General features: G+C 36.9%; 11 protein-coding genes and 1 pseudogene. All 12 read right to left on the bottom strand.

Annotated features, from left to right (window positions below):
• Position 1: 1 nt before the first annotated feature.
• Positions 2-1,141, bottom strand: a complete 1,140-nt coding sequence (locus tag ELS83_RS14165) for a S41 family peptidase (RefSeq protein ID WP_171596215.1) — start codon at positions 1,139-1,141, stop codon at positions 2-4.
• A gap of 342 nt (positions 1,142-1,483) precedes the next feature.
• On the bottom strand, positions 1,484-1,840 hold the full coding sequence (locus tag ELS83_RS14160; RefSeq protein WP_171596214.1) for a DsrE/DsrF/TusD sulfur relay family protein: 357 nt from the start codon (positions 1,838-1,840) through the stop codon (positions 1,484-1,486).
• 311 nt (positions 1,841-2,151) lie between these two features.
• Entirely contained in the window at positions 2,152-2,520 is a 369-nt protein-coding gene (locus ELS83_RS14155) for a hypothetical protein (RefSeq protein WP_171596213.1), read from the bottom strand.
• A 15-nt stretch (positions 2,521-2,535) separates the two neighbouring features.
• A complete protein-coding gene (locus tag ELS83_RS14150) occupies positions 2,536-2,907 on the bottom strand; it encodes a hypothetical protein (RefSeq protein WP_171596212.1) in 372 nt (123 codons plus the stop codon).
• Positions 2,908-3,000: 93 nt separating this feature from the next.
• Positions 3,001-3,657 carry a hypothetical protein gene (locus tag ELS83_RS14145; protein ID WP_171596211.1) on the bottom strand — a complete coding sequence of 219 codons (657 nt, stop codon included), beginning with the start codon at positions 3,655-3,657 and terminating at the stop codon, positions 3,001-3,003.
• Positions 3,658-4,032: 375 nt separating this feature from the next.
• A complete protein-coding gene (locus tag ELS83_RS14140; protein WP_171596210.1) occupies positions 4,033-4,638 on the bottom strand; it encodes a hypothetical protein in 606 nt (201 codons plus the stop codon).
• Between the two features lie 471 nt (positions 4,639-5,109).
• Positions 5,110-7,500 carry a TonB-dependent receptor gene (locus ELS83_RS14135; protein ID WP_171596209.1) on the bottom strand — a complete coding sequence of 797 codons (2,391 nt, stop codon included), beginning with the start codon at positions 7,498-7,500 and terminating at the stop codon, positions 5,110-5,112.
• Positions 7,501-7,608: 108 nt separating this feature from the next.
• Positions 7,609-8,496, bottom strand: a complete 888-nt coding sequence (locus ELS83_RS14130; protein WP_171596208.1) for a DUF4249 family protein — start codon at positions 8,494-8,496, stop codon at positions 7,609-7,611.
• Between the two features lie 93 nt (positions 8,497-8,589).
• Entirely contained in the window at positions 8,590-9,387 is a 798-nt protein-coding gene (locus ELS83_RS14125) for a hypothetical protein (RefSeq protein WP_171596207.1), read from the bottom strand.
• A 41-nt stretch (positions 9,388-9,428) separates the two neighbouring features.
• Positions 9,429-10,211 (bottom strand): hypothetical protein, encoded by a 783-nt coding sequence (locus tag ELS83_RS14120; protein WP_171596206.1) that lies wholly within the window; start codon positions 10,209-10,211, stop codon positions 9,429-9,431.
• Between the two features lie 121 nt (positions 10,212-10,332).
• Positions 10,333-11,913, bottom strand: a complete 1,581-nt coding sequence (locus tag ELS83_RS14115; RefSeq protein WP_171596205.1) for a C10 family peptidase — start codon at positions 11,911-11,913, stop codon at positions 10,333-10,335.
• A gap of 587 nt (positions 11,914-12,500) precedes the next feature.
• A pseudogene (locus ELS83_RS14110) lies at positions 12,501-12,777 on the bottom strand (REP-associated tyrosine transposase); the annotation flags it as partial.

Genomic DNA, 12,777 nt, shown 5'->3' with positions numbered 1-12,777 from the left:
TTTAATTATTGTTTATTATCATATCTTCAATGACCCAATCCAGAACCAGATCTCTTCCTGCTTGCAATTCCTGGTAATCATTTTGTATCAGGATATCAGGTACAAGGCCAATATCTTCAACCACAGCATCATGTGCATTATTGGTTTTGCGTACCGATAGTCGATATTCCCAGCCATTTGGCAATTTTCCAATGTGAGTGTCGGCAAAAATGCCCGAAGTGGTATCACCAATCTGTTTTACCCTTGGCAAAGTCATCATCATCAGGCAAAACAATTCGGCTGCACTTTGGGTATTTCGGTTGGTAAGCAAGGCTATAGGCTGGTTTTGGTAAGTGCTTTCCCTTGCGGGATATAAAATCCAGGGTTCAGCTGCTTTAAACTTCGCGGTATTTTCCGGATTTCTCAATCGAGAAATGGCATAGGTATGCTCTTCCTGGCTAAAATGGGCTGCCAATTCTTTTGATGGCATCGAATAGCCTCCAATATTGTCTCTCACATCAATTACATAGCCTTTTGCAGTTTGGTATTTCTTCAGAAAATGCTGAATCGATTCATGAACCTCTTCGGAACGATTGCTCATCTCACTCATGTGGATATAGGCTATAGAATCCTGCAACCAACCTGTTGTAAAGACTTTGCGAATGCCCATTGGTGGCAAAAAGGAATAAACCTGCAGTGATTTTTCCGATTCCAGCAGGTATTCATCTTCAATCACATCCAGGGAAAAACCATTGCGTGGCAATCGAAAATCGAAGGATAATAAATCGTAATAGTTCAAAGAAGGCAGGCCAAAACCCGAAAAATAGATTTCATTGAAACGGTAAATGTAGCAATGCTTATCATCCAGCTTTTGAAGCATTTCCTGAAAAATGGCAAACAGTTCATCATCGCTGGTATGCTCGTTCACCAGTTTGGAGTAGTGTTGGTATTCTGCATCCCAATCGATCTGTTTCACATCAAACAATGCGTACTTTTCACTAAAAACCTTGTGAAAGGCTTCGAAGCTCTCCACAGGTTTTCCCTTGCTACGGCCCAGGTAAAAATAGCTTCCTATAAGAAGCAGTGCAATAAGCAGTAGTACGATTCGTTTGTTCATGGCAATTGGGTGGCCATATATTTGAAAAGTACAAATAATGACCATTTTTTATAGAACATTAATTCTAAAATATGATAAGCCTAAAGGTAAGGATCGATTACAAGTTTAACAAAAAACAAACTTAACTTTATGCCCCTTATTGTTAGATTTATATTTATTATAAATATGGATATGATATTTTGTTGAAAAAACGAGAAAAATGGTGTCTTAGTAGGAGTTTTATTGAATGGGATAATGCCTTTAATAAATATTAATTACCACAAGTCTTAAATAAAACAACTCAACTAAGAGATACTAAAAAGCCACTCACATGTTACTGTAAGTGGCTTAAGTTTCTTTTTGAGTCACAAGTCGCAGATTTGCGGCAATTGACAAGCATTTTAATGTTTAAAAAGTCAAGACCTTGTCGCTATCGATGGTCCATTCAGCCAATGCTTGCATGGTTGATTTTTCGGCTCCTTCGAAATAGGGATGATTTTTATAGATCCCACAGCGCGACATGCAAGAACCACAAACCTTAACAGGAACTCCATTGGCAATAAGGTCTTTCAGCATTTGCGATAAATCCTCACTTCCCTCTGGTGCTTTGCACACATCTCTTGCCATATCGACAGAATCATTCATTAGAAAAATTCTTACTTTCTGCCCGTTTTTTCGCAGTGTTTCGGCAAGCCTTAATGCATTCCAGTTTACATCGGTATTGTCGTAAGGTTCACGATTAAAAATGATGAGTACTTTCTCCATTTCTCTTGTTTTAATGTAGTTGTTTATGAATTCATTTTTCGCATTAAACTTATTCAGAAAAAGAAAATTAGAACAGTACTATCGACAAACAATAGCTGTGTATCGACAAGCGTAGGCTGAATATCGATTTATTGGAATATGTTGCTTAAAAAAGAGGTTGATAATAAAATCCTCTTACATTTTTACTGTAAGTGGCTTGGGGTTTTCTTATATACTGCTTCGCAGAGTCCGATCCCGATAGCGATCTGGGAGCAAACTCGAACTAGCGGGCTATGCAAACTCGCGCCATCTGGGGAGAACAGTTATGAATATCACTCATTCAGTTTTAAAGTTTCCATTATAAAATAATATTTACGCTTTTCCTTAAAAACGTATAGTGTATCCGAATTTGATGGCTTATAAATAGAATCATTTATCCTCAGAAATCGACTCAAAAGTCTAGGATTATAATTATTATTTGCTGATGATCTAATCGAAAAAGATTCGTCATTCTTGAGAACTATTGTAACCCAACCTCTATCAACATTAATATCCTCTACTTTTCCTTCAAATTTAATTGAAAATAACTTGGTACTATCATTTTTAAAGCCGTCATAATATCTATTACTGTCAGCAATGTAGTATCCTACAAAAAGGATCATTAACAATGATATTATAAATTCTTTCTTCTTATAAAACATTACTTAATTTTTTTATTATTCTAAAAAATTAAAGTTTCTAATTCTTTTTTCACTCCACACCTTAGCTTTACAGCTTTTTCGTTTACTATAAACCGAATCTCCTATCTGAACGTAATTATAAAACTCTTCATCATTTGTCTGAAAATAAAATTTATACGTTTTATCATCACTATTTTTAATAACAACTATTGGTCGATTATGTGAATCACTTAAATACTTTTCTTGTACCACACCTTTAACTTCAAAATCTGTAAATCCTAAATCATAATGACTTGATAAAAAATCTTCAGTTGTAGGGGGTGTTGGACCTATCAAATTTAACAGTACAAACAAAATAAAGATTACTGCGAATAGAACAAACAACAACTTAAAATTATTCTTTTTCATATTTTATTGTTATTCATAATTAGTATAGAAGGTAGTCCAAGTATCGAATTCTCCATGTTATTGGAAAACCAAGTGGTGAAACATTTATACTGTTTATTTGAAATGATGATCCTTTTCTTTCATGTGGAGCACCTCCAGATAGTCCGAGTTTGCATTTGCGGGGGTAACCCTTATTATCTCTTCCACACCTTTAATTTTTTGATTACGATAATAGATTTTTTTTAATACAGCTTTACTCCTAAAATCGAAATAAATTCTATAATCTGACAAATCTTCATCCGAATTATTATCATATTTAATGTCAAATATGTAACAATCATTAACTCGAACATTAGAGAATATTGTATCAACTACACCAATTAAAGAAACATCAAGACTATCATATTGAATATCTTCTCTAGAACTTCTCCATTTAGCACCAATACAGCCCTTATCTTTTTTCAATTGAATTGCTCCGTATAAAAAATGCTCTGTATCGTTATATTTTTCAAAAATTTGAAAGTTTAATTCTTTAGAGATAGTATTTGTTGAATCTAAACCAACATAATAGCTTTTAATCACAACACTATCTGTGATATTTTGAACAATCGAGTAATATTTAATGTTACTCGATAACACAGATTTACCCGCATAATCATATTTTAATATTACATCTTCACCTTCTTGGCAAGACATAAGTAAAATTATAAAGGAAAAAAATACTATTGCTTTATTCATCATTAAGTTTTTCAATAGCTTTTCTTGCATCATCACCTAAATATCTTTTAACATTTTCATCTGCAGTTCTAATAAGATCTCCAGATGGTTTGAGTTTGCACCGACCGCTTGCGTGAGCGTCTCACTCGTGTCCAAGTAAATACAGGAAAACAATTAATACTCAAACTGCCCTCTCTCCTGCCAAATTTCAACAAAACACTTCCGTTCTCAATGTAACAATAAATTAGCTTAGGTAAAAATAGCCAGCGAGTTTCCAGTACCAAAACAAACAAGCCACTCACATTTACTGTAAGTGGCTTGGGTTAAATTATTTTCTATGAGAATAGATAGGAGCATGAAGTTCGCATCAGCGAGGGGCATCTAACTTGGCACTCATATGTAGAAAAAATGCTCAGACACTAATCACATTTATTGTATTCTTAATTCGGCCTTTAGTGTTATAGATTTGGGATAAGCAGTACTCTCACTCACATGTTCACTATAGTCGTAATCATTAAGAGAACCCTTGTAATAGAATGAAATATCATCATCGGTACCATTAAAAGAAATTTCATAAGTTTCTGAGTTTTGTAATATACTTAAAGTGCCATTGGTGATCTCCAGGTAGCTTCCTTCTTCGGTTTGTGTGTTGTAATTAATTACTCCATCAGCATAATCATAGCTTTTGGATTCTCCACTTGCATAGGAGTCGTATACATAATCTCCAATCTCTAATTTTTCAGAACTTGACGAATAGAGCACAAAATATACTCCATGTCCTGTTCCAGAAATAGAGTCAAATACTTCATCAAATTCATGTATTGTAAAACCTGCTGAAAGTAGAGTTAAATTAAATTTATTGCTACTGTTCCCTTTACTACCAAAATTCTCTAAAACTCCTTGTTGTAAATCATATTTGGAGCCGCCTAATTTGAGATAATTAGATGAGTGGTGGTCATTTTCTTCTTTACTACAACCAACAAATAAAAAGCCGCTAAGCAGTATAGCAATTGCCAATGTCTTTAATTTCTCCATACTTTTTTTTGAATCATAATTCTTGCCCAATCGTTTCCTGGTTTATACCAAGTTTTAAGTATTTTGCATATGCTTTAACACCCTATAAACTGAAGCAATGCATTCTAATTACAAATAGACTAATTTGTAAAGCCACACAAACGCAAGGTGATTTCTCAAATTCCTTTCTATTATTTTGAATATTTTCTAAATGGGAATGCTAATTTATTCTTACTTGCTATACGAATCGTCTCACATTCCAATTCTGAGACTTTAAGGAGTATCTACAAAGTATAAATGCCTAATTTACTAACACTTTGGTGAGTTTTATTTTAGGCTAAAAGGCTTACAAATTGAATTGTAAAAAATGTATGGATAGTTGAAATCTTCAAAAAATACTTTCTTTGAGCTGTAGGGCTACTGGGTAAACTCTCGCCAGCCTGCTTACCCACAAGTTAGAGACTTGAACTGGTTGGAGATAGTGGTTCCAAATCAAAAACTCAAAGACCACCTAACAGATGGCATAATTGGCACAATGCTTAATTGCTGCCATCTCTCCTCGTCATAAAAGTACAGGTAAGGGTTCTTTCTGTTTAATACATTAAAAATAGAAATGGAGAGTTCGCGTTTTGATTTTTTGCGATATTTCACGAAAGTATAAGCAAGGTCGATTCTAAAATAATCTTTCATTTTATAAGCGTTTCGTGCGGTCATTTCCTGCCTGTGATAGGCGTTGTTATCCGCTTCGATGGGCAAAGTCCATCCGTTTGCACGCTGATTCCAGTATGGTGGTAAAACTCCCTGGTATGAGGAAACCGGCAAAGTAGTTTTGTGCCCTGTTGAGAAGGCCAAAACCGCATTAACAAACTGCTTTACTTTTTGATTCTTCTTATTGATTTTTTCCGCTACTGTATATTTCGTTTGCAGATTTAGGATGTGTCGCCTGTCAAATTTAAAAGGGTAGCTCTTCCCCTGGTTGATTTCTTTAAATTTCCTGTCAGATTTTGATAAGGTGTAGGCCATTGTTGCACCTAGTTTTTTTGCTTGTAGCGAACCCGAGAGTTCTACCCCATAGGAATACCCTTTTCCAACATCAACCTCATCTTCCCAGGTGGCATCGTTCAAACCAAAGAGATTAATACTGTTTTTATAGCTAAGCAGATTTTTCATTTTTCGGTAATAAGCCCCCAATGTCAATTGAAAATTGATATCCTTTTGCTGTTCTTTCAAAAAGAAACCTGCATAAAGCTGTTTTGTAACTTCTTCGGGATGCAAATCGGAAGAAGGAATTAAAACATTTAAGGACCAGCCAGTGGGCAAGCCTTCCAGCACATGGTAATATTGCGTGAGCTTATCAAAAGTCAGTTCAATCCCCATTTTTTTATGGAGATAAATATCTGCTAGAAAGCGCAAATCGAAATTGCTGACTTTACTACTATTGTCTCCCGATTGAATCGTATGCCTATAGCCCGCCATCAATTCCATTTTTTGAGGAATATGATAGCGAAAATTAGCATAAGCCGCCAGGAGTCCCACTTTTAAGTCAGGACTGGATTTGCTATGACTATTTTGCTCATAAAGCGTTTTTTCCGATGCAGGATGAAAAGCCCGGTTCTGGTAATTCAAACCTGTGGTCATTTTTAAACGATCGGTAAAATCGTATTGCAATTCACTGTTTACGCACCATTCATTCAGTTTTGTCCCCAGTTTCAATTGCGATTCCGGATGATGATCGCTACGATATTCATTAAAATAAATCGATTCCCGTGCCGAATAGCTATGAGAGAAATAAGACTTTGTTCTCCATTCTAACACAGGTGAGAGCTGGCACTCCCAGGCTAATTTCGCTACTTTGCTCCCCCAGTTTAACTTGTTTTGATTGCTTTCGTCTTTAAAATCGAAGTAATCGTTCGAAGCGTAAAGCATTAGATCTATGCTGTTGTGCTGATTTACTTGCCAATCGAGAATGGCTGTAAAATCCATTACCTGCGCTTTCATTTGTTCCTCTTCCACATCTTCATCCTCATTTAAATCGGCTATACCATTTAAAATATAGGGAAGTATTGAATGCCTTGTAGAGAGTTGCAAGGAGACTTTCTCCTTTTTCAAGGGAAAAGCAAGGTAGGCACCAACAAGATAAGGCGATAAGCTAATCTTGCCTTTCAAGGAATCAGCTTTGGCTTTCTTTTTGGTGATTTGTAAAATTGAAGAGGAAAGATCGCCCGATTGTGCAGGAATTCCTCCCGGACGAAATGTACTTTGCTTGATTACTTCGGATGGGAATGCAGAAAAAAGCCCTACCAAATGTGAGTAGGAATAAAAGGGAACGCCATTAAATTCTACCCTGTTACTGCCATTGTTACTGCCGCGCACAAACAAACCCAGTGTGCCTTCAATTCCCTGTGCTACTCCCGGAAGACCAGACAGATGCCTGATTACATCGGGTTCGCCGGCAATGGAAATGCTTGACTTTGCCTGCTCGGGCGAAAAGGAAAAGACATTACCCCGATTTTCGGGAAGGTGGTCGGAATAAACATTCACATTCGAAAGTGCATAATCTTTATGCTTTAGGTAGATCTTGACCTGCTGATCTTTATCAGCGCTAAGCTGAATGCTTTTGTTTTGATAATTAATATGACTGATTTGTAAGTCTACAGTTTCACCCGGGCTTTTTTTAATGTGAATGAGAAAAGTACCATCGCCTTGCGATATGGTTCCTGTCTTTAGCCTGGTCTGCCCATTTCTTACAATCACATTACAGGAAGGAATTGCTTTTTTAGTATCGCTCTCTAATACGATCCCACTGATAGAAATATGCTCTTGACCAATTGTCGCAAGGCTGCAAATTACAAGTAGTATTGTGTAATAAAATCGTTCTTTCATTCGATTAAAATTTGTTTGGTAAGTGAATCGTAGAGTTCTGATCATAAAAGCATAACAACAGGAAAGGATTGACCTATTAATTGCATTTTTCAGGATTTTCTGCACTTGTCATATCCCCCAATCGTCATCGTACATTAATATGTGGTCGGAGTAGGCTGCAAATATCCCAAGCCCGTTTTCTATATTGGAATACACCTCGTTTTCATCGAACCATTGCGAGGGATCTTCTGAAGCTTCATAAACCAATATTTTTTGAATACTGCTTTTCAGATATCGGTCGTATTCGGGAGAAGCTGCCCTGCAAAAAAGAAGGCATTTGCTCAGACGGCCTTCAATGTAAAAATCATGAGGAGTTTCAGCCTTTTCTTCCGGTGTTTCAATCCTGATGTACATGTCAAATGGCTGCTTGATAAAACTTTCTGCGGGATCTGAAATGTTAAAATGATCGCTAAAAGGATGGTTTGTACCCAACTGGTTTTCTAACTCATCGCTGGCAGACACTTGTGGAGTCAAATTCATCGGGTATTGCTCACTTTTCTTTTGCCTTAAAATAAAAAGCCAGTAAGGAGAGTTGGCCATTTTTTGATTCAAATGCTTTCGGGTGCCAGAATCATTTCCATTTGCCTTGCTTATTTGCAGGGGAAAAGGCATTGTGGTAGATGCTCTTATCTCCTTATGTTCGGGAACTTCCACCTTTAACTGATAGCTTTTTCCTGCACGCGGTCTGTATTTCAATTCCCAGTGAGCGTATGCTGTTTTTGTAAAATGCCCCAGCATGCTGCTGTCTTCGTATAGGCTAACCGTGGCAGTTTCCACCTCATCGTAATAATGTACTCCCAACGGATTGCTGTAGGTAAGCTTAAGAATTTGCACACTGCTTGTATCCAATGTACAGTTCACCACAATTTTTTGCTCCCATTTATTTTCAATATCAATGTCTTCCACGCATGCTCCAAGTAGCAAATACAGCACGATACATAGCTTGTTTGTTTTCATATTTTTAAGCCGATTTTTGATTCTTATTAATTGCCTGCACAAGCATTTCAGCAGCCACTGGTACTGCTCGCAATCATTACAGATATCCCAACTTTAAGGCAATAGTCTTACCATTGAACTGGTATCTCGTAAAACGTCACCGTTTGCCAATTCCATTTCCACTACCATTCGGGTATCGACAGGCAGTTCGGGTGGTAGCGATTTAAAGCGCAGGTATAAAAGTTCTGATGCAAAGGGGCGAATACTTAAATATTTACCAATACTCCACCCTTCTATTTTTGGAGCAATTAACTGCTTGTTGGCATCAAAGATGAAAGCATGAGAAACGCTATAAATTTGAAAGTATGCGTTCAAAGCAGTTGCCGAATCTTCACCAAAAAGAGAATTTGTGCTGAAAATCCTTAAATTTTTCACCTCATTTAAACGATACTCTATACTTTTAAGATTTGCAGAAGAATAAGACGAACCTCCACTCCCACCCGAGCCATTTTGGAAATACCGTTTCAATTGGTTTTCCATACTTATATCACGTGCATCAAAGTACTCTTCAGAAAGAGGGTTATCTAAAAAATAAGGGTTAAAATACCAGTATATTGTACCACTGTTTATATTACTGGTATTAACAGCCATTATATAATTTTCAGCTTTTAGGTCGATGGCTGCTTCTTGCATTTCACCATCCTTAAAGGCATAATCCTGCATGTGTTCCAAAGTATAAGTGCGTTCTATACCGGGAAAGGGGCCATGTTCTTTTAAGTAAGCATGTTTCGCAAAAACAAAATTACATTTGCGAGGTATATATTGATACATGACTCCATCGATCTCATTATCTTCTTTTTTACAGGAAAAAACCAATGCTGCTATTAAAATTATTACTAGTGTGTATTTCATAATTAAAATGTATTTTGTTGTCTCAAATCACTACATTTCACTTATTTGAGAAGTCTCACCAGTGCACTGCTATCTCGTAAAATTTCCCCGTTTGCCAGTTCCATTTCCACCACCATTCGGGTATCAATGGGCAGTTCGGGTGGAGCTGATTTAAAGCATAGAAATAAATCTACTGATGCAATGGGGGCAATACTTAGGTACTTTCCAAGGCTCCACTCTTTATTTTTGAGTGGAATAAGTTGTTTGTTACGATCGAATACAAAACCATTAGAAGTACTGTAAATTTGAAAGTATCTGTTTAGGGGTCTTCCTGCCTTTTCCCCAAAAAGAGAACTCGTACTGTAAATCTTAAGGTCTTTTATTTCACTTAAGCGATACTCTAATGGCACCAAATTTACACCATCAGTAGCTGTACTTGATGATGACAGAGAAGATTTGCTTTCGAGATACCTACTCATTTGCCTTTCCATGTCAAAATCATGTTCATCAAGAAAAACACTATCAATTAATTGAATAAGCGATTCTCCCTTGTAGTCCGGGGAACTCATATAGGCCTCAATAATTTCCGGGTTTACATTACTAGTATAGATGTCTAGTAAATAATTTTCTACTTTCACACTATTCTCTTCATTGGTTATTCTATTAATGGAATAGAGACCTTCCAAGCCGAGAAAGGAACCTTCGTCTTTTAAAAAGGCATTACTTGCACCTAAAATTTTACATTCTCTGGGCAGATAAAAATAATCGATACCACCTGGTATATATTTGTCTTTGCAAGAAAAAAGCAAGGCTAGTATTAAAATTGTAATTAGTGTGTATTTCATAACTTAAGTTTTTTATCTGATTATTTTTCTAATTGGGAATCCTATGCTTCTACAATTTCTCATTTGCGACTCAATGATCTGGAAGATCTTATATGAACAGCTTCCGAAACTCTTAAAATTTCTATCTAAAATCGTAAAAGATTCTCTTCCTGTACTGGAAATCATACTCACCAGCTGTCCATATTGCACTGGAGTAAGTAGCATATTCTCCATTATCATATGCTCCATCCCAACCCCAATTCATTATTAGGTGATTATGTGTATTAGTGTAGGTTTCAGTGACCCGTTTGCCATGATAAATATCATCATCAATGGAGGAAGGAGATAAAGCTTCATGTCCAACAGGATCTTTATAGTAAGGGTTATTCCGTTCTAAATATTCATCGTCTATGTGACCTACAAATTCCCACTCGTAGATGTAAGTAGAGGTGGTTTCTTTCTGCCTGTAACCATCAATTACCCAGGCATGTCCTTTTTTGTAAACCGTTTGTCGAAATGGCCATATGCCTACCCTGTCCTTATCAGCGTCTGCTGTTACTAGTACAGGTTTGTTATTGTTTAAATTGTTGTAAACCGTATTGTAGTCGTAATCAGCTTCGCTGGCATTTATGCCATATCTATTAAATGCTGCAATACTCGTTCGTGCGACACTTATTTTAGCGCTGTAACTCATATCTACCCGGTTGCCAACATCTGCCATTAGATCCGCAACATAAGAGGAATAAGGAGTAGTATAATCATAAATATATCGACCTAATTCAGGATTGTATACAACTCTTTTTTGAAAACGCAAAGGCATCAGATCCCATCTGTTAGAATTTGTTACATAATTGCCACGATAAAAGTGGACATCATTACGTCTAATGTAAATCCTTCCTGTACCCAAAACATCATGAAATAATCCTGTTGGTTTGTTGATGCAGTAGTGCATGTTGTAAATAATTTGTGACATAGCTACCGCAACACATCCTGTGGGGCATTTTACCCAATCATTACCTATTCTTACACTGGGAACATTGCTATTCCAGGGAGCCCCTTGTCCCCATTTGGTTTGCAAGAGTGGACCAACCTGATTTGTTATCATTGTTCTGGAACTCACAGAAATCAAGCGTTTAACCCAACGTCGACCATCATCCCAACCGCCCGGAGTACTTTTGTTATTGCCTACAGCAACAGCTTTGTATTTCGCCCTGTAATAATCCAGATTTTCTTTGGTAAAATGTGCTGCTTTATCAATGAGAATCCATCGTTTTATATTTTCATCATAAGGCACTTCAGGGTTGGCTTGTTTTAATGCATATATTCGATCAGCAAGGTCGCCTAGCCAGGTTGTCACCCCCGGATGATCTAAGTGGTCGGCATTTAGGCTTCCCTCAGAATCGGAAGCCAAAATGGCTTCGGTTCTTTTATCGCCCGATATTACCTGCCATCCTTTGTTAAAGTTTACAATGTAAAGCAGGGTATCACCAGCATAAACAATGGGGTCTACTTTTTTCACCCTATGTTCCTGGTCCTGATCTACCGATTCCGCTAAAAACCTGGCACTTTTTAGGCTCACATCGTAGTTAATCTTGCCAGAAGATTCATTTTGTTTTTCGGCTTGCTTGGTATCAAACTCATCATCCATGTTAATTTGTTCACAAGCTAAGGCAAATAGCATTCCTACAAACAGACTTAGAAATAAAACATCTTTTCTTTTCATACTGATACTTTTTTAAGGCATTTTTTACTTTGCTTAATCGTCTAAGCAATGGATTCATAGTCTTCGCTCAATGGAAGTTTTCGGCAAGAAGTCTGTTCTACTCGTAAGTCTGCCAAAAGAGGATTTTTTCAAGATGCTTAACAATATGAAAAAGCAAACATTGAATTCCTAGCGATATCGACAAACACATACTCAGCATCGACAATCGGGCATTGAGCATCGATTTAGCAGATTTGGGAATGAGAATTTGGGGTAAACAGCTTATGCTATAACAGAAAAAACCCACTTACGTTTTTGTGTAAGTGGGTTGGGTTTAAGTCTTTATATTTTTTTCAGTCGCAAGTCAAATGCTTGCAGCACATGCTATATTACAATTGTTGACTATTGCGGCGATACCCCCTCTTTCTTTCCCAAACAGATGTATTCGTAGGATTCCAGTACATACCGTTTAATGAAAATGACAATGAGAATTGTAAGTGGGATACCGATAAGCAAACCTGGTGTTCCTAAAGTGTAACCCCAGATGGTCCGAGTTTGCACCGACCGCTGGCGCGAGCGTCTCGCTCGTGTCCTGTGAATACAGAAAATTACAATAGTTTAATATCAAGCTGTCCTTTTTCACCAGCATAATTTTTAGCACTACTATATTTCCAGTGATGTGCCTCTTCCACAAAACCTGCATCTACCGGATTATTATGAATATAATTTAACTTCTCTATTATTACCTGGTTACTCCACAATTCTATAGGTTTGTTATTTTGTTGCCAAAACTGACGGTGCACTATATTACTATTACCCTTGCCTGCACGTTGCATCATCCACAATAACCACTCTTTTCTGCTTTCTTGTGGGTTTTCTTCTATC

Source organism: Marinifilum caeruleilacunae, assembly GCF_013141825.1.
Taxonomy (GTDB): Bacteria; Bacteroidota; Bacteroidia; order Bacteroidales; family Marinifilaceae; genus Marinifilum; species Marinifilum caeruleilacunae.
This window is presented reverse-complemented; position numbering and strand designations above follow the sequence as displayed.